This is a genomic window from Bacillus sp. HY001, from assembly GCF_007558965.1.
GTDB classification, from domain to species: Bacteria; Bacillota; Bacilli; order Bacillales; family Bacillaceae_G; genus Bacillus_A; species Bacillus_A mobilis.
Map to the genome: position 1 here is coordinate 271,333 of NZ_VLTE01000005.1, position 17,752 is coordinate 289,084.

Annotated in this window: 16 protein-coding genes, 1 pseudogene and 1 riboswitch; of the genes and pseudogenes, 5 read left to right on the forward strand and 12 right to left on the reverse strand. The window is 36.6% G+C overall.

The features are described from left to right. Nucleotides 1–145: 145 nt before the first annotated feature. The 5 genes from argF to argC are packed head-to-tail and all read right to left on the reverse strand — an operon-like array spanning nucleotide 146 to nucleotide 5,334. Nucleotides 146–1,096: an ornithine carbamoyltransferase gene (gene argF, locus FOT98_RS04100; protein ID WP_063260863.1), complete on the reverse strand. Its 951-nt coding sequence runs from the start codon at nucleotides 1,094–1,096 to the stop codon at nucleotides 146–148. A gap of 12 nt (nucleotides 1,097–1,108) precedes the next feature. Continuing rightward, entirely contained in the window at nucleotides 1,109–2,269 is a 1,161-nt protein-coding gene (locus FOT98_RS04105; protein ID WP_063260862.1) for an acetylornithine transaminase, read from the reverse strand. Further along, on the reverse strand, nucleotides 2,266–3,033 hold the full coding sequence (gene argB, locus FOT98_RS04110; RefSeq protein ID WP_063260861.1) for an acetylglutamate kinase: 768 nt from the start codon (nucleotides 3,031–3,033) through the stop codon (nucleotides 2,266–2,268). The genes FOT98_RS04105 and argB overlap by 4 nt, the downstream gene beginning before the upstream one ends. 11 nt (nucleotides 3,034–3,044) lie before the next feature. Beyond that, on the reverse strand, nucleotides 3,045–4,268 hold the full coding sequence (gene argJ, locus FOT98_RS04115; RefSeq protein ID WP_063260860.1) for a bifunctional glutamate N-acetyltransferase/amino-acid acetyltransferase ArgJ: 1,224 nt from the start codon (nucleotides 4,266–4,268) through the stop codon (nucleotides 3,045–3,047). A 10-nt stretch (nucleotides 4,269–4,278) separates the two neighbouring features. Next, entirely contained in the window at nucleotides 4,279–5,334 is a 1,056-nt protein-coding gene (gene argC, locus FOT98_RS04120; protein WP_063260859.1) for an N-acetyl-gamma-glutamyl-phosphate reductase, read from the reverse strand. 224 nt (nucleotides 5,335–5,558) lie between these two features. Between argC and FOT98_RS04125 the strand changes: the two genes are divergently transcribed. After that, nucleotides 5,559–5,744 (forward strand): YqzH family protein, encoded by a 186-nt coding sequence (locus tag FOT98_RS04125; RefSeq protein WP_063260858.1) that lies wholly within the window; start codon nucleotides 5,559–5,561, stop codon nucleotides 5,742–5,744. A gap of 30 nt (nucleotides 5,745–5,774) precedes the next feature. On the opposite strand, the gene FOT98_RS04130 is transcribed toward FOT98_RS04125, so the two are convergent. Together FOT98_RS04130 and FOT98_RS04135 are read right to left on the reverse strand one after the other, a co-directional pair. After that, a complete protein-coding gene (locus FOT98_RS04130; protein WP_063260857.1) occupies nucleotides 5,775–6,569 on the reverse strand; it encodes an SDR family NAD(P)-dependent oxidoreductase in 795 nt (264 codons plus the stop codon). Nucleotides 6,570–6,578: 9 nt separating this feature from the next. Continuing rightward, nucleotides 6,579–7,532, reverse strand: coding sequence for an MBL fold metallo-hydrolase (locus FOT98_RS04135; protein WP_001976451.1), 954 nt, complete (start codon nucleotides 7,530–7,532; stop codon nucleotides 6,579–6,581). Nucleotides 7,533–7,697: 165 nt separating this feature from the next. On the opposite strand from FOT98_RS04135, the gene proI reads away from it, so the two are divergent. Further along, on the forward strand, nucleotides 7,698–8,537 hold the full coding sequence (proI, locus tag FOT98_RS04140; protein ID WP_000027261.1) for a pyrroline-5-carboxylate reductase ProI: 840 nt from the start codon (nucleotides 7,698–7,700) through the stop codon (nucleotides 8,535–8,537). A gap of 53 nt (nucleotides 8,538–8,590) precedes the next feature. Here the strand turns inward: proI and sdaAA are convergent, their stop codons facing one another. From sdaAA to rnz, 4 genes and pseudogenes are all read right to left on the reverse strand, one after another. Beyond that, nucleotides 8,591–9,469, reverse strand: a complete 879-nt coding sequence (gene sdaAA / locus FOT98_RS04145) for an L-serine ammonia-lyase, iron-sulfur-dependent, subunit alpha (RefSeq protein ID WP_063260856.1) — start codon at nucleotides 9,467–9,469, stop codon at nucleotides 8,591–8,593. 19 nt (nucleotides 9,470–9,488) lie between these two features. Then, nucleotides 9,489–10,148 (reverse strand): L-serine ammonia-lyase, iron-sulfur-dependent subunit beta, encoded by a 660-nt coding sequence (sdaAB, locus tag FOT98_RS04150; RefSeq protein ID WP_061678097.1) that lies wholly within the window; start codon nucleotides 10,146–10,148, stop codon nucleotides 9,489–9,491. A gap of 79 nt (nucleotides 10,149–10,227) precedes the next feature. Beyond that, nucleotides 10,228–10,464: pseudogene (locus FOT98_RS33390) on the reverse strand (hypothetical protein). 319 nt (nucleotides 10,465–10,783) lie between these two features. Continuing rightward, nucleotides 10,784–11,707 carry a ribonuclease Z gene (gene rnz, locus FOT98_RS04155; protein ID WP_063260855.1) on the reverse strand — a complete coding sequence of 308 codons (924 nt, stop codon included), beginning with the start codon at nucleotides 11,705–11,707 and terminating at the stop codon, nucleotides 10,784–10,786. Nucleotides 11,708–11,896: 189 nt separating this feature from the next. Between rnz and FOT98_RS04160 the strand changes: the two genes are divergently transcribed. The 3 genes from FOT98_RS04160 to FOT98_RS04170 all read left to right on the forward strand — a co-directional run bounded on the left by FOT98_RS04160 (nucleotide 11,897) and on the right by FOT98_RS04170 (nucleotide 16,350). Continuing rightward, nucleotides 11,897–12,148: a DUF3932 family protein gene (locus FOT98_RS04160; RefSeq protein WP_000656495.1), complete on the forward strand. Its 252-nt coding sequence runs from the start codon at nucleotides 11,897–11,899 to the stop codon at nucleotides 12,146–12,148. A 188-nt stretch (nucleotides 12,149–12,336) separates the two neighbouring features. Next, a riboswitch (M-box (ykoK) riboswitch) is annotated at nucleotides 12,337–12,504 on the forward strand. 328 nt (nucleotides 12,505–12,832) lie between these two features. Beyond that, entirely contained in the window at nucleotides 12,833–15,538 is a 2,706-nt protein-coding gene (mgtA, locus tag FOT98_RS04165; protein WP_063260854.1) for a magnesium-translocating P-type ATPase, read from the forward strand. 110 nt (nucleotides 15,539–15,648) lie between these two features. Beyond that, entirely contained in the window at nucleotides 15,649–16,350 is a 702-nt protein-coding gene (locus FOT98_RS04170; RefSeq protein ID WP_061678092.1) for an MgtC/SapB family protein, read from the forward strand. Nucleotides 16,351–16,391: 41 nt separating this feature from the next. Here the strand turns inward: FOT98_RS04170 and FOT98_RS04175 are convergent, their stop codons facing one another. Further along, a complete protein-coding gene (locus FOT98_RS04175) occupies nucleotides 16,392–17,630 on the reverse strand; it encodes a DNA polymerase IV (RefSeq protein WP_061678091.1) in 1,239 nt (412 codons plus the stop codon). Nucleotides 17,631–17,752: the final 122 nt, after the last annotated feature.

The following is a 17,752-nucleotide window of genomic DNA, read 5'->3' on the forward strand; positions in this document are numbered from 1 at the left end:
TACATGATATGAAAAACAAATGTAGTTTACTCCTTTTATTATAAATGATATAGAGATGATTAACCAAATATACATACGACATTTCAATGTAAAAAAGTACACATCCAATTGTTATTCATGTCTAACAACTGGAGATGCACCTCATTTAAGAAAGTTCTTCTACATTTTTAAATAAACTTACTAATAATGCTTTTTGCGCGTGCAATCGATTACCAGCTTGCTCAAACACGATAGACTGTGGTCCATCTATAATTTCTCCTGTTACTTCTTCTTCACGATGGGCGGGTAAACAGTGTAAGAAACGATATGTTTGCTTCGCATGCATAACAAGTTCTTTATTAATTTGGTAAGGTTGAAATAAAGTATATTTCTCTTCTTCTCCTTCTTGCCCCATGCTCATCCAAACGTCAGTATAAATGAAATCTGCTTCACTCACCGCTAATTCAGGATTATGCAAAATTTCAATTTCAGCTCCTGTTTCTTCAGCAATCATTAACGCTTTTTTTACAATTTCCTCATTCGGTTCATATCCTATAGGCGTCGCTACAGTCATATTCATTCCGACTTTCGCACTCGCTAACAACAATGAATGACATACGTTATTCCCATCACCTACATAAGCTAATTTAATTCCTTTAAATGTCTTCACTTCTTCATAAATCGTCATTAAATCTGCCAACGCTTGACAAGGGTGGTGATCGTCCGTTAATCCATTAATAACAGGTATGCTCGATTCTTTTGCAAGCTCTTCTACATCGGCATGTGAGAATGTACGTATCATGATCCCGTCAATATAATGAGATAATACTTTCGCAGTATCTGAAACGCTCTCCCCTCTTCCAATTTGCATCTCTTTCCCACTTAAAAACATGCCATGTCCTCCAAGCTGTACCATTCCTGCTTCAAAAGATACGCGAGTACGAGTTGAATGTTTATCAAAGATAAGCCCTAATATTTTTCCTTGTAATAAAGGCTCTTGCTTATTCTTTTTTAAATAGATAGCGAACTCAATTAAAGAAATGATTTCTTCTTGCGTCAATTCTTCTAATGTTAAAAGATCTTTCGTATTTAATTTCGGTACTTGTACAGTTGACATGGAATTTCCCCCTTATATGATTGATACGTTTTTTGTACAAACTACTTTTTTTATCATATATACTGCCTGTTCTAGCTCTTCATTCGTTACAATAAGTGGTGGTAATAGTCTTATCACATTAGGTCCTGCTTGTAATACGAGAAGTCCTTCTTTCTCTAGTTGTTCTATAAAACTTGCAACTTCATGCTTACACTCGATCCCGATCATAAGCCCCTTACCACGTATATTTTGAATACATTCAACATGTCGTAATTCCTCTCGCAACTTCTCTAATACGTATTCGCTCTTTTCCTTTACTTCTTTTAAAAACGATGGTTTCTTACTTACTTGCAATACTTCTTTCGCTGCAGCCATTGCAATATAATTTCCACCAAACGTTGAACCATGTGATCCTGCAGTAAACGATGCTCCAAGTTCTTTCCGGCCAATCATCGCTCCAACGGGTATGCCATTTCCAAGCGCCTTAGCGGCAGTAACAATATGAGGATCTATTCCCATTTGTTCGTAAGCAAATAATGTCCCTGTTCTTCCAATCCCTGTTTGTACTTCGTCTATAATAAATAAGGAACCGAACTTATTACATAATGTTTCAATTGCTTTCAAAAAAGATAGATCAGCAGGAATGACTCCTCCCTCTCCTTGAACAACTTCTACCATTACCGCCGCTACTTCTTCATTCATTACTTCCTCTAACGCCTTTATATCGTTAAACGGGGTATGTAAAAAAGACGGAAGGAGCGGACCAAATCCTTCTTTCACTTTATTTTGCCCCGTCGCACTCATCGTTCCGAATGTTCTACCGTGAAAAGACTGCTGACATGTGATGACGAGAGATTTTCCAGTATGCTTACGAGCTAGCTTCAAAGCAGCTTCATTCGCCTCTGCCCCGCTATTACAGAAAAAAACAGAATCTAACGCTGTATTTTCTGTTAATAATGACGCTACTTCTTCTTGTAAGCTGTTTGTAAACAGGTTAGATATATGCCACATATCATGAAGTTGCTCTTGAACAGCTTTCATAACCGTAGGATGACAATGCCCTAAATTACATACGCCAATTCCTGATGTGAAGTCTAAATATTGCTTACCATTTTCATCAATAACTTTCGTTCCACTTCCCTTTACAAGCTCAATATTTCTTCTCCCATACGTTTGAAAAAGATGACTTGTCATACGATACTTACTCCTTTCGTTACCGTCGTTCCAATACACTCGCCCGTAACTTCAGTAAAATCTTTTGTACCGTTCACAATACTTATCTTTTGCACTCCCATTTTTAATGACGTTAGTGCCGCCTGTACTTTCGGGATCATCCCGCCTGTAATAACTCCTTTTTCTATTAAAGTAATAATTTCCGATTCATCCGTTTTCTTTACTAATTTCCCTTCATGTAATATCCCATCTACATCCGTAATAAAAATGAGTTCTTTTGCGGATAATGCGGCCGCAATTCCAGCTGCAGCTGTATCCGCATTTATGTTATAAATCTCATTATCATTTATCCCGACCGGAGCAATAACAGGAATATAGTTCAAATTTATCAATCCTTTTAGTAAGGATGTTTCAACATAACTTACTTCTCCCACATATCCTATTTCTTCGCTGACAGGTTGAACTTGAAGTAATTTGCCGTCACACCCTGAACAACCTACCGCAAGTAAATTATGCCTTTGCAACTTCATCACAAATTTTTTATTCGTACTTCCGCATAGCACCATTTGAACAATATCCATAACTTCTTTTGGTGTTACTCGTAACCCATCTCTTTTTTCTACTTTGATGTTACAATCTTTTAATTGCGCATCAATTTCTGGGCCGCCACCATGGACAATCACTACTTTATACTTCTGTTGCAATTTCTTTATACAATCAAAAAACACATCATTTAATTGATCCAACATACTACCGCCGCATTTCACTACAATATAATCGCTCATCTTCCCTCTCCTTATGTACGATAACAAGCGTTTATTTTCACATATTCATAGCTTAAGTCACAGCCCCAAGCTGATCCGTTCTCTTCTCCTAAATGTAAATGCACATCAATCATAATTTCATGTTCTTTTAATTTCTTTTTCATTTCCTCTTCAGAAAACATTTGAGGTTCACTATTTTTTAGCACTGCGATAGATTGAAGAGTAATATCAATTGTATTTGGATGAATCGCTACTTCACTTTGTCCCATACTGCTTATAATTCGGCCCCAATTTGGGTCTTCACCATGTATTGCTGTTTTCACAAGACTCGAACCGACTATTTGCTTTGCAATTTTCTTTGCCTCTTCATTCGTTCGGGCTCCTAGCACATTTACTTCTATTAACTTCGTAGCGCCTTCACCATCTTGTGCAATTTTTTTTGCTAAATCTTCACACACCTTCTGTAAAGCGAATACGAAAGTTTCCCAATCTGCATGTTCCATATTGATTGGTTTCGTTTCTGATAATCCACTTGCCATAACGATGACCATATCATTCGTAGAAGTATCTCCATCTACCGTAATTTGATTAAATGTATGATTCGTTATTTGTGATAATGCTGTTTGCAATACGTCATGCTCTATATGAGCATCTGTCGTAATAAAACTTAGCATCGTTGCCATATTTGGATGAATCATCCCTGAACCTTTCGCAACACCAGCAATCGTCACTTTTTTTCCATCAATAATCATCTCATAGCACGTTTCTTTCGTTATAAGATCCGTCGTTAAAATTGCTTCAGAAAAAGAACGTGCTTCACTTACTTCCTTCGTCGGGATAAGAGTTACAATTCCCTTTCGAATTATATCCATCGGGAGCTGAACACCAATTACACCTGTTGAAGCTACTGCAACGTAATGTTCTTTCACTCCAAAATGTTCCGCCCCTAATGCACGCATCTCGTAAGCATCTTGTAAGCCTTTCATTCCTGTACAAGCGTTTGCATTTCCACTATTGACGATAATAGCTTGTAATTTCCCCTCAGCCGCTATACTTTCTTTCGTTACTTGCAACGGGGCTGCTTGTATTTGATTCGTTGTATAAACAGCGGCACATGATGCTGGCACTTCACAAATGATTACACCTAAATCCTTTTTTTCTTTTTTCAAACCATTTGCAGTACCGATTGCCGAAAATCCTTTTGGTGCTACAATGGAACCATTTTCTAATTTTGTAATAGACTCTACTTTAATCATCATGTCCCCCTTATAGATAAAGCGGCATATGTTGTAAGCCTGTTGTTTCTTCTAGTCCCGCTACTATATTTGCATTTTGAACCGCTTGCCCAGCAGCACCTTTCATCATATTGTCTATAACAGAAACGACTGTCACTCTTCCTGTTCTTTTATCGTAAGCTATACCCATATCACAATAATTTGAGCCCCTCACTTCTTTCGGACTTGGAAACTCTCCTTGTGTGCGAATTCGAATGAAAGGCGATTGTTCATACGTTTCTTCATATAACTTTTGAAGCTGTTCTATTTCTATTTCTATTTCTATTTCTATTTCTCGTTTTACTTTCGCATAAAGTGTAATCATAATCCCTCGTGATATCGGTATTAAATGTGTACTAAACGTAATTGGCTTCGTTTCCCTATTCCACTCTGCAAGCATTTGCTCAATCTCAGGAACGTGTTGATGCTCATTTACTTTATAAATACGTAAGTTATCGTATAACTCAGGAAAGTGAGTCATCGTTGTTGGCGTTTTTCCTGCTCCAGATACGCCTGATTTCGCATCAATAATAATGGAATCTTCTTCAATTATGCCGCTACTTACTAACGGTAATATCGCTAATAATGCAGCTGTAGCAAAGCATCCTGGGTTTGCAATTAAATTTGCATTTTGAATTTCGGACCTTTTCCATTCGCTTAACCCATATATAGCTTCCCTAAGAACTTCTTTTTTTGCAGCTGTCCTTTTATACCACTGTTCATATGTCGAAGGATCTTTCATACGAAAGTCTCCAGATAGGTCAATTACTTTTAAACCTACTGCTAATAATTTCGGAGTTAACTCTGCTGATACTCCTGCTGGGGTTGCTAAAAATACAATTTCTGCTTTCTTCTTTATTTCCTCCGCATCAATTTCTTGTAACGTATGAACAAGAACATTTTGAAAATGTGGATATACATTTGTTATACACTCGCCAACTTGCGAAAAAGAATGAAGAGATGCTATCGAAAAATATGGATGTTGCTCTAATAACCGAATTAACTCAATACCTCCATACCCAGTTGCTCCAATAATTGCGACTTTCATATGCTCCTCCTCATATCAATTCTTTAAATTAAGTATGATTATAATATTGTATATTTATAGAGTCAATTAAATATTTATAAATTTTACAAACTTAAAAAACTTAATTTTACTAGAAAAACAATATACACATTCGAATTTTTATACATAAATATTGCATAGTAGTTTTTTTGTTTCACTTCAAGTACAATAAAACAATACATACGTACATACAGGCGGGGAAAAACATGAATGAGAAATTCATTGAGAAAATGATTATAAAAAGTTTTCAACAATATCAATGTAATCCTATGTCAAATGAGGATCAGGAAATGCTAATTAAACATATTCAAACGATAATTCATACAAATACTGAAATTGATGTATACGAGGCAGTTGAGGATATCGTTTACGATTATGTGACTGGAAAATAAAAAAATAGGAGATTTCCATATGGAAATCTCCTATTTTTTACTTAATGATTTGCCTGCAAAACGCTCAAATAAACCTGGGAAGAGAGCATAAAGTTTTGGACCCATGCCCATCCACTTCGGTAAGTTTACTTCACGCTTTTTCGTTTGCATCGATTTTACGATTTGCTCTGCAACATATGTTGGTTTTAACATGTATCGTCCCATATTTTTCACATATGTACCGGATTGATCAGCTATTTCAAAAAAGTTCGTATCTATCGGACCTGGATTAATCGCTGTTACGAAAAGATTTGTACTAGATAACTCCATGCGTAAACTATTCGTAAACCCTAATACTGCATGTTTCGTCGCAGCATACGCACTCGATTTCGGAGTTGCAATTTTCCCAGCAAGTGAAGCAATATTAATAATATGCCCTTCGTTTCTTTTCACCATATAAGGTAGTACCGCTTTCGTACAAGCTACTAATCCAAATACATTTACTTGGAACATATCTTTCACTTCATCCATTGACGCCTCTTCAAACGTTTTAAAAATACCAAATCCCGCATTGTTTACTAATATATCAATACGTCCTACTTCTTGTAATACCTTTGAAAAAACAGATTGTACTTCCGTCTCTTCACTTACATCTAATACATAGTAATAGCAAGGCGTATTATACGTTTCTTTAATTTTCTCTGCTAACGCTTTTAATTTTTCTTCTGTTCTAGCCATTAATACTGGAGTCGCCCCCAGCTCTGCAACTTGCATTGCAACTTGCTCTCCAATTCCACTAGAAGCACCTGTAATGACGATTACTTTATTTTGTAAACGTCCTGTCATTGCTGTCACCTACTTTGCATAATAAATCAATTGTTGTGAAGATTCATCAATCATCACTTGTTGATTATATGCTAAAAAGTCTAATTGTCCAACAGTTTCTGAAATAGTAAGTGGCAATTGTTCCTTATATAATACTGGAAATAGTTTTACACATACTTCAAATGCTGTCATTGGTTTTTCCTTTAATAACTCAAGCACTTTAAACGCACGTGTTTCTTGCTTTTGTAATCTCGTTTCAATAAGTTGTTTCACATTTAGAACATCTTCTCCATGTCCTGATAAAATGCGTGAAATATTCATTTCACTTAAACGTTTTAACGTTTGATTATATTGTAATAATGGGCGTGCCCTTTCTGTTTGTCCTTCATATGGTGGTTCTAATATGGGATTCGAAGAAATATGACTAATGAGAGCATCCCCGCCAATTAATATTCCATCAGATTCTCTATATAATGAAATATGAGTGGAAGCATGACCTGGTGTTTCAATAACTGTAAACCCAGGTAAAGAATCAATACGATCTCCCTCTCTCACAGTATGCGTTAACGATCTATTACAAGAATACTTCAGTGTCTTTGACGTCAATAACGCCTCGTCTTTCAAAAATGCTGCTGGCACACCAAATTGCAAAGCAGTCTCTCTAAAAAACTCATGATAGCGCTTTAGAAATTCTGGATTTTGCGTGATCCAAGGCTCATTCCAAGGGTGCCCAATAATGTTCGTCTTCTCAGAAAATATATTTAAAAGCCCACAATGATCCGCATGATGGTGCGTAATGACTACTGTTTCAATATCTTCTATCGTATATCCTAATGCACCTAATTGACTTTCTAACGCACTTCTTGCCCCTTCTGTCTTCGTCCCTGTATCGATTAATGTTAATGTCTCCCCCTCAACTAAAAACACATTCACAGTTTCAACTGCAAATGGCACAGGAATCTCCATTCGGTGAATCGCCGTCATGCTTAGCCCCCCTGTCTCTTTCCGGTTCAAAAATGAATACTTCTTCAGTTTACATCTTCTACATATATTTGTCATTATTTTCAGATAAAAAGAGGTGTTTCCTATAAAAAAACGAATGTATGTACATTTATAAGAATTTCTAACCAAATTTAAAGGAGGAACATCATGTCTATTCAAAACATTTCCTTTCTCGGTGCAGGCTCTATTGCTGAAGCTATTATTGGTGGCTTGTTACATGCAAATGTTGTGAAAGGCGAACAAATTACTGTAAGTAATCGTTCTAACGAGACAAGGTTGCAGGAGCTACATAAAAAATACGGCGTCAAAGGTACACATAATAAAAAAGAGCTACTTACTGATACAACTATTCTTTTTCTAGCAATGAAGCCGAAGGATGTTGCAGAAGCACTGACTCCTTTTAAAGAAGATATACATAATAACCTGCTTATTATTTCGTTATTAGCAGGTGTTTCTACTCACTCAATTAGAAACCTACTTCAAAAAGATGTTCCGATTATTCGTGCGATGCCAAATACATCTGCAGCTATTTTAAAGTCAGCCACTGCTATCTCGCCTTCAAAGCATGCAACAGCGGAACATATTCAGACTGCCATAGCCTTATTTGAAACGATCGGTCTCGTCTCTGTTGTAGAGGAAGAAGATATGCATGCTGTCACTGCATTATCTGGAAGTGGACCTGCTTATATTTATTACGTAGTGGAAGCGATGGAAGAAGCCGCAAAAACAATTGGTTTAAAAGAAGATGTTGCAAAGTCACTTATTCTTCAGACGATGATTGGTGCTGCTGAAATGCTAAAAGCAAGTGAAAAACACCCTTCTGTTTTGCGAAAGGAAATTACTTCTCCTGGCGGAACGACCGAAGCAGGCATTGAAGTATTACAAGAACATAAATTTCAACAAGCACTTATTTCTTGTATTACACAGGCTACACAACGATCACATAATCTTGGAAAAACATTAGAACAACTAACAAAAGAGAAATAAAAAAATGGAGCTCAATCTTACTTGAGCTCCATTTTTTTATAAATATATATTGTTTAGTTATTAGTTTTCCCGAAAATCTCTTCTTGCAGACGACGGCCAGTTGGTGTTGCTGCAAGTCCACCTTCCGCTGTTTCACGAAGTGCTACTGGCATCGTTTGTCCGATTCTAAACATTGCCTCAATTACTTCATCACATGGAATTGTACTCGTTACACCAGCTAATGCTAAATCAGCTGAAATCATCGCATTCGCAGCTCCTGCTGCATTACGTTTTACACAAGGTACTTCTACAAGCCCTGCAACAGGATCACATACTAAACCAAGCATATTCTTTAATGAAATCGCCATCGCTGTAGCTGCTTGATCTTGTGTTCCACCAGCCATCTCAACTGCAGCTGCAGCTGCCATGCCACTTGCTGAACCAACCTCAGCTTGGCATCCTCCCGCTGCACCAGAAATACAAGCGTTATTTGCAACAACCATGCCGAAAGCTCCTGCTGTAAATAAGAATTCAATCATTTCTTCACGTGTAGGCTGCAATTTTTCTCTTAGTGCAAATAGTACACCTGGCACTGTTCCAGCAGACCCTGCTGTTGGCGTTGCACAAATAATTCCCATCGCTGCGTTTACTTCATTTGTTGCAACAGCTTTACTCACTGCGTCCAAAATCGTATCTCCAGATAAGCCTTTTCCGCTATTCATATACGTCTGAACTTTTACAGCATCTCCACCAGTTAAACCAGTTGGTGATTTCACTCCGCGAATACCACGTTCTACTGCTTGCTCCATTACGACTAAGTTCTTTTCCATACCAGCAATTACTTCTTCACGTGAAATATTTCTTGTTTCCATTTCACATTTAATCATAATTTCTGCGATTTTTACATTTTGTTCTTTAGCTTGCGCCACTAGTTCCGCTGCGTTCCGAAACATGGTGTGTCCCCCCCTGCAATTATTCCATAATAGTTACTTGACAAATATTTTGTTGCGCGTTTATCTCTTCAATCACTTCATCTGCTAATAATTCATCTGTTTCGATAACCATAAGCGCTCTTCTTCCTTTTTCTTTACGAGAAACACTCATTGTACTAATGTTAATCTCGTGTTTCGCAAGGATTGAAGCTACTGCTGCAATAGCACCAAAGCGATCGTTATTTACAATAAGTAGTGCTGGACTCGTGCCTGTTAATTGAAGATCGAACCCGTTTAATTCTACAACTTCAATTTTACCGCCACCAATTGAGCAAGCAACAACTTCAATTTCTTCTTCACCTTTATACAAACGAATTCTCGCTGTATTTGGGTGAGGTGCATTTGCATCTTCTTCAATAAATTCTACTTCAATTCCGCGCTCTTTTGCTATGTCTAGCGCCTCTGGAATACGTAAGTCATCTGTTTCAAACCCTAATATCCCACCGATCAGTGCTACATCTGTACCATGCCCACGATACGTCTTTGCAAATGATCCATATAATGAAATGCTTACTCTTTCTGGTTCATGACGAAACAGCTGGCGAGCAACTTGCCCCATTCTTGCTGCGCCTGCTGTATGTGAACTTGATGGACCAATCATAACTGGACCAATAATATCAAATACTGAGCGATACTTCATCATAACTCCCCCTAAACCTCTATGAAAAAATTTTTTACTATTCTATTAAGCTACCAAATCGGTTGCTTTTCCAGTTGTACTACGAACTTATTCCGCTATACGAATTGGATTGTTTTTGAGTAACAGTGAAACAATATATCCTGAAATAATACTAGTGACCATAATAAATAAGAAACTTCGCATTACCTTCATTTAAAAATAATATAAGCTAATCCAGAATAAAGTCTGGTAGCAATCCAAAGTTTAACACAGAACCACTTACAAGGATAGCATAAACAAGTGAAACTTTAATCGGTAGAGATCTTATCCATCCCACTGATTATTAGCCCACAAATAGCGGATAAATTATAATCTGCCCTCATTATAGCTTGTTTTTAATAAAACGCTTACTTTTAATGAATTTTAAAAGTTCTGAATAACAATCCGTTTTTGGTATTTGTACCACTCGTATGTCGTCTGACTTATATAACAGTTTCTCTAAATAATCGGTACTATGTATTTTTATCCTATATCTTCACATCATAAAAATTTTCTGTTTCATCCCATATAAGTATAAAATGATAACAGATTTATTTTAATTTTTTTTTAGAAATAAAAAAATGGCGACCTTTTGTCACCATTTTTTTACACCATTATTATCTATCCACTGGAAATGATTTCAAATCCGTAGCTATTTCCGTATTAGAAAATAGCTCTCTTGCCTCTTTCCATAATTCCTTATATGTATCTCCTTGATAACGAGAACTAATATGAGTCAATATTAATCGTTTTGCATTTGCCTGAAGTGCAATACTCGCAGCTTGCTTAGATGTAGAATGAAAATAATCATACGCTTGTTGTTCATCTTCTGCCGCAAAAGTTGCCTCATGGACAAGTACGTCAGCGTCTTGTGCCAGCTCTCTACTCGCTTCACAATATCTTGTATCACCTAAAATGGTAATAATTCTTCCCTTTTGAGGCGGACCAATAAAGTCTTTTCCATTTAGTATCGTACCATTTTCTAATTCAACTACTTCTCCATCTTTTAAACGTTTAAAGAGCGGGCCTGGTTTCACACCCATCTCCAGCAATTTATCGACTAAAAGAGCACCTTGTATATCTTTCTCTACGATTCGATACCCAAAACATTCAATGCCGTGTGACAATCTTTTCGTTTCCACGTGAAATTCATTATCTTCAAATACAGTACCTTCTTCTGTTATCTCAATAATTTTAAGTGGATATTTTACATGTGTCGTACTTACTGATAATGCCACTTCAATAAATTGTTTAATTCCTTTTGGTCCATACACTGTTAAAGGTGTAGTCCCTCCTTGAAATGAACGGCTTCCTAATAAACCAGGTAAGCCAAAAATATGATCACCATGTAAATGCGTAATAAATATTTTTTCAATGCGGCGTGGGCGTACTGATGTATGTAGTATTTGATGTTGCGTCGCCTCGCCACAATCAAATAACCAAGTCTGTCCTCGTTCTTCTAACAATTGCAAAGCAATTGCCGAAACGTTCCTTCCTTTCGAAGGAACACCTGCACCAGTTCCTAAAAATACAAATTCCACTTTCTTTCCTCCAGCTCTTTATATAATCTACCTTTTATCTTACGGAATGTTATTTCAAATGGCAAATCGAATTTACATAACCAATCATCTAGACAACTATATATCACGAACGTTATACTTAAAAAACTTAGTAATCGTTCGTGTTTTATGTTAAAATGATTATACTACATTTTAAGGGAGCGTTTTATTATGAAAGAAGCATTTCGTTTACAAACTGATTTTTCATCTTCATTTGACCGCTGGGTAAGTTCTTTCGTGTCTGATCACCCAGCACAATTAGAATGGACGACTTTGAAAGAATTAATCCATGAATATACAACAACACATACAAATGATTCGTTACCAACATATATTTCTTCAGCTTTAACATATTACGCACAACGCGTTTCAACAACAAACAGTTCAGAAATTGTTATTTTTGAAAATGCTACAATCTCATAATCTATAAATAAAAAGCACTGTAATCAGTGCTTTTTATTTATGTTCATTACAGTATTTATTTTCCAATCCTATTTCAAAAATACTCCGCTTATTTCCTACTATATAGCCATCATAAACCTATTTGATTTTTCAAAAAAAATATATTGACACTATAAATTTACAGTGCTAACATTCAAATTGTAATTGAATATGGTCTCTGTTAGGTGAGGCTCCTGTATAGAGAAACGCTGCTGCCCAAAAATGTCGAGAGACGCCAATGGGTCAACAGGAAAGGTCGGAATGAAGGCCTTTCTTAACGTAGCTGGTTTCAGTACCTATGCTATACAGTGCTAAAACTCAACGAGGGAGAGGTGCATGTATTTTTGTCATACACAAAAACTGTTTTTATCTATGTTTACTAACAGTCTTTGTTGTGGACTCTTTTAACTGCGAATTCAGACCTTTACTCGTTTTGAGTAAAGGTCTTTTTATATATGCACCTTACTATGAAACAAACATAGCATATTCAGAAACTACTAAATTGTACGGAGGTGAGGAACAGTTGGCAATTGATGATTCGGCCCAGATACCCATATGTATTACATTAATATTTCATCATGTAGGTAGGAAAGAAGCTGTTCCTCCTAATTTTAAATAGTCGAGTAACAGATTGTTTCCTCCTTCATGAAAAAGGAGGAACTACCGATGTTAAATTTACAAAGACAAGAAACAAAACATTCATACGATCAAGATCGCATGAAAACAAATAACGAATTATTGGTGGAAGTCGCAACACAAGGTGCAAACAAGGCGTTACAACTTTTAGAAACAACAGAAGATGGACTCTCTAAACAAGAAGCGGCTCGTAGACTTACTTTATATGGCCCGAATGAAATCGCTCATAATAAAACATCACCGTGGTACATTCAATTTCTACTGGCATTTAAAAATCCATTTATTTTTGTTTTATTAGCTCTCGGCGCACTCTCTTTTTTCACAGATGACATACAAGGAACCATTGTCGTATCTGTAATGGTAATGCTAAGTGCAACGATTCGCTTTCTACAAGAATTTCGTTCTCAAAAAGCTGCGGATCAGTTAAAAGCTATGGTTCGAACAACGGCAAGCGTCTTTAGAATAGATGGATTTGTACACGAAACAAAAAACGTAATGAATTTGAAGCAAAATGATTCAACCGAAATTCCAATTGAAGAACTTGTACCTGGCGATATTATTTCACTTTCAGCCGGTGATATCGTTCCGGCTGATGTGCGTATTCTATCAGCTAAAGATTTATTTGTGAATCAGTCTTCTTTAACTGGGGAAGCACTTCCTGTGGAAAAGTATGAAAACTGCTACCATACAGAGAATAAACATATGTTACCGAAAAACATGAAAAAAAATTACAATCCACTCGATATGGAAAACCTTTGTTTTATGGGTACAAATATTGTAAGTGGTAGTGCAAAAGCTGTTGTCATCTCCACAAGTACCGATACGTATTTCGGCTCTTTAGCAAAAAAGGTAATCGGCAAACGAGTAGAAACAAGCTTTGATAAAGGTGTAAACAAAGTAAGCTGGCTCTTAATTACATTCATGCTTATTATGGCGCCTATCGTTCTTCTCATTAACGGATTCACAAAAGGGGATTGGCAAGAGGCTTTCTTCTTCGCTATCGCAATTGCTGTTGGCCTCACACCTGAAATGTTACCAATGATTGTAACTGCTAATTTAGCAAAAGGTGCCGTTAACATGTCTAAACAGAAAGTAATTGTAAAACAACTGAATTCTATTCAAAACTTAGGTGCTATGAACATTCTTTGTACCGATAAAACAGGTACTTTAACAGAAGATAAAGTCGTACTTGTCCGGCATTTAGATCCAAACGGTAATACATGTAATCGTGTATTACACTTCGCCTATTTAAATAGCTTCTATCAAACAGGATTGAAAAATTTAATAGATAAAGCTGTTATGAAACATACAGAAGAAAACCAGAAGTTTAATCCATCCATTTTTCAAAAACTAGATGAAATTCCATTTGATTTTGCACGCCGGCGTATGTCTGTCATCGTGAAAGATATTTCAGGTGAACATACAATGGTTTGTAAAGGGGCAGTAGAAGAAATTTTATCTATTTGTAACTACACTGAAGTAGATGGAAAAGTTGATTCTCTTACCGATGACATGCGCTCACATGTAAAACAACTAAGTGAGACATTAAATAGTGAAGGTATGCGTGTTATTGCTGTAGCTTATAAAAAAGATAGACCAATACATGATACAGAGTACACGGTACAAGATGAAAATGATATGATTCTCGCTGGATATATCGGCTTTTTAGATCCACCGAAACCATCTGCAGCTACTGCCATTCAAGCATTACAGAAACATGGAGTACAAGTAAAAATTTTAACTGGCGATAACGAAATCGTGACAAGAAAAGTTTGCAAAGAAGTTGGATTAAATATCGGTGAGCCTGTCCTTGGTTACGAAATCGATTCTTTACCTGATAAAGCATTAGCAAAATTGGCCGAAGAAACAACTGTATTTGCTAAACTAAATCCAATGCAAAAATCTCGCATTATACGAGTATTACAAGGAAACGGACACACTGTAGGTTATATGGGAGATGGCATTAACGATGCCGTAGCATTACGTGAAGCTGATGTTGGCATATCTGTTGATACTGCTACCGATATTGCAAAAGAGTCTTCCGACATTATTTTACTCGAAAAAAGTTTAACCATATTAGAAGCAGGTATTTTAGAAGGACGCACTACATTTGGAAACATTTTAAAATATATTAAAATGACAGCTAGCTCTAACTTTGGAAATGTATTTAGTGTGTTAGTAGCAAGTGCTTTCATCCCCTTCTTGCCGATGCTTGCCATTCACCTTTTAATTCAAAACTTGCTTTATGATATTTCACAACTGTCTATTCCATGGGACAAAATGGATAAAGAGTTTTTAGAAAAACCAAGAAAATGGGATACTGCGAATTTACGGAACTTCATTATTTGTATCGGTCCAATTAGTTCCATATTTGATATGATCACATATGTAGTCATGTGGAACGTCTTCGGCGCAAATACAGCTAGCGAACAATCATTATTCCAATCTGGTTGGTTTGTCGTTGGATTACTAACACAAACTTTAATTGTTCACATGATAAGAACACAGAAGATTCCGTTCATTCAAAGTACTGCATCAATACCAGTTCTTTTATTAACCGCTTGTATTATGGCAATCGGAATTTATATTCCATTCTCGCCACTTGGAGCAGCTGTTGGATTACAAGCATTACCACTTAGCTACTTCCCTTGGTTAATAGGAATACTATTAGGCTATGCTTTCTTAACACAGTTCCTAAAAAAAGTTTATATTAAAAAGTTTCATAGCTGGTTATAAAGTGAAGCTTTCATCAGCCCGCAAATAGCGGGATAGAAATGAGAATGAGTGGGAGTACCCACTCATTCTCAAAAACATAACATGGACTTATATGTATGGAGGTGACCATGATGGTATGGTATGACATTGTATTAAGATTATTTATCGCAATTATTGTAGGTGCTTGCATCGGAATGGAACGGCAATGGAGACACAGGATGGCTGGATTACGGACAAATGCTCTCGTATCACTTGGTGCCTGTATATTTGTTTTATTATCCGTCATGCTTGATCACGATGCTAGCCCCTCACGTATTGCCGCTCAAGTCGTTAGTGGGATTGGTTTTTTAGGAGGCGGCGTTATTATCCGCGATGGTTTTAGTATTAGAGGGCTTAATACTGCGGCTACTCTATGGTGCGCAGCTGCTGTTGGTACTCTTACAGGCGCTGGTTTCCTCGTTGCAGCTATATTAGGTGCAACCGGCGTTTTACTGGCAAATATACTACTCCGTCCAATCGCTCTCTTTATGAATCAAAAATCAAAAGAAGAATCACCTGAACAAACGAACTACTTCCTTTCTCTTACTTGTTCAGAAGAACACGAAGCCCATATTCGGTTTTTACTTATGCATATGGTCAGTTCTGAAGGCATTGGTTTAAAAGAATTGTATAGTGAAGACGTAGATTCTAAGCAAAAAGTGTGTATACAAGCTACATTACATTGCAATACAAATGCAGCAGTCTTAATTGAAAAAATAGTGAGTAGAATGCTATTAGAAGCTGGCGTTACTGCAGCTGGTTGGAAAACTTCATTAGATTTAGAAGCAAGTTAAAAATAAAAGGTGTCATGATATGTACAGCTTCATGACACCTTCTACATAAACTTATTTTCTAATTTTTGCTGAAAAGACTTTTCTTGCTTACGTAACAATTGACTACCTCGTTGTAAAAGGGGCATTCCATATTTATCATTAATTTGATCGATGACAGCAAGTAGTGGCTCTTCTTTCGCATCTTCTTCAAATGAAAACAAATCTAATTGTTTCACCGATTCTGTCTTCCACTCTATTTCAGTAGCTGTAACACCTAGTAAACGGACGGAATCACCGTCCCAATGTTGCTTCCATAAGCGAGATGCTGCCTGAAAAATATCTCGTTCTTCCCAAATCGCATTTTTCAATTGCTTACTCCGCGTTACTGTCCGCCTATCATGATATTTAATCATAATTTGAATATTATAGCTGACAAGAGTTCGCTTTTGTAATCTTTTACTCACTGATTTTGATAGCCGTTCTAACATATCAAGTAATTCTTTCTCTTCATCCATATCCTTTGAAAAGGTCATCGAATTACCAACACTTTTATGCTGTCCCATTTGACTCGGATCAACTTCCCTATCATCCATACCGTTTGCCCGCCGCTTTAAATCAACACCATGCTTTCCAATTTTAGCGCGAATGATATGTTCGTTTCCTTTTGCTAACTGCTCAATTGTTTGTATATGAATATCATTTAATTTTTCAGCTGTTTTTTCTCCAATTCCATGCATTGCTCCAACTGGAAGTGGCCAAATTATTTCTGGAATATCTCGTTTTCGAAGCACAGTAATACCGAGAGGCTTTTTCATATCAGAAGCTGTTTTTGCTAGGAAAAGGTTTGGAGCAATTCCGATGCTACACGGCAGCTGTAACTCTGTTAATAATGCTTGTTGAATCATCTTTGCTATTTCAAGAGGCGAACCGAGTGCGTAACAATCTGTAATATCTAAATACCCTTCATCTATTGAGACTGGTTGTATTTTTTCCGTAAAACGGGAAAGGATTTGAAACATTTGAAATGAAGCTTCACGATATAATGTAAAATTAGGACGCCTTACAACTAATTGCGGGCATAACCTTTTCGCTTCCCAAAGAGGCATCGTTGTACGTATTCCATAGTCTCTCGCCTCATAACTACATGTTATGATAATTCCTTTTCTTTCTTTTTCATTTCCAGCAACCGCTAACGGCTTTCCTTGTAATGATGGGTCATGAGCAATTTCAACAGATGCGAAAAAACAATTCATATCTACATGTAAAATAACACGACCCTTTTTCGGATACATTTCTCGCATAGTACTCACCCCTTCAAAGAACATTTGTTCCTTCATTATATCAAATTCATGCACAATATAATAATTACTTATTCTTTTTATCCCTATTTTTGCTATACTTAATACGAGTGATGGATATTATT

Excerpts from the sequence above, each read along its gene's own strand:
- argB (WP_063260861.1), bottom strand. The coding sequence starts at position 3,033 with ATGAGCGATTATATTGTAGTGAAATGCGGCGGTAGTATGTTGGATCAA.
- FOT98_RS04125 (WP_063260858.1), top strand. The coding sequence starts at position 5,559 with ATGAATGAGAAATTCATTGAGAAAATGATTATAAAAAGTTTTCAACAA.
- FOT98_RS04175 (WP_061678091.1), bottom strand. The coding sequence starts at position 17,630 with ATGCGAGAAATGTATCCGAAAAAGGGTCGTGTTATTTTACATGTAGAT.
- mgtA (WP_063260854.1), top strand. The coding sequence starts at position 12,833 with ATGTTAAATTTACAAAGACAAGAAACAAAACATTCATACGATCAAGAT.
- FOT98_RS04130 (WP_063260857.1), bottom strand. The coding sequence starts at position 6,569 with ATGACAGGACGTTTACAAAATAAAGTAATCGTCATTACAGGTGCTTCT.
- sdaAA (WP_063260856.1), bottom strand. The coding sequence starts at position 9,469 with ATGTTTCGGAACGCAGCGGAACTAGTGGCGCAAGCTAAAGAACAAAAT.
- argF (WP_063260863.1), bottom strand. The coding sequence starts at position 1,096 with ATGTCAACTGTACAAGTACCGAAATTAAATACGAAAGATCTTTTAACA.
- proI (WP_000027261.1), top strand. The coding sequence starts at position 7,698 with ATGTCTATTCAAAACATTTCCTTTCTCGGTGCAGGCTCTATTGCTGAA.
- FOT98_RS04160 (WP_000656495.1), top strand. The coding sequence starts at position 11,897 with ATGAAAGAAGCATTTCGTTTACAAACTGATTTTTCATCTTCATTTGAC.
- FOT98_RS04170 (WP_061678092.1), top strand. The coding sequence starts at position 15,649 with ATGGTATGGTATGACATTGTATTAAGATTATTTATCGCAATTATTGTA.
- FOT98_RS04105 (WP_063260862.1), bottom strand. The coding sequence starts at position 2,269 with ATGACAAGTCATCTTTTTCAAACGTATGGGAGAAGAAATATTGAGCTT.
- argC (WP_063260859.1), bottom strand. The coding sequence starts at position 5,334 with ATGAAAGTCGCAATTATTGGAGCAACTGGGTATGGAGGTATTGAGTTA.
- FOT98_RS04135 (WP_001976451.1), bottom strand. The coding sequence starts at position 7,532 with ATGACGGCGATTCACCGAATGGAGATTCCTGTGCCATTTGCAGTTGAA.
- sdaAB (WP_061678097.1), bottom strand. The coding sequence starts at position 10,148 with ATGAAGTATCGCTCAGTATTTGATATTATTGGTCCAGTTATGATTGGT.
- argJ (WP_063260860.1), bottom strand. The coding sequence starts at position 4,268 with ATGATTAAAGTAGAGTCTATTACAAAATTAGAAAATGGTTCCATTGTA.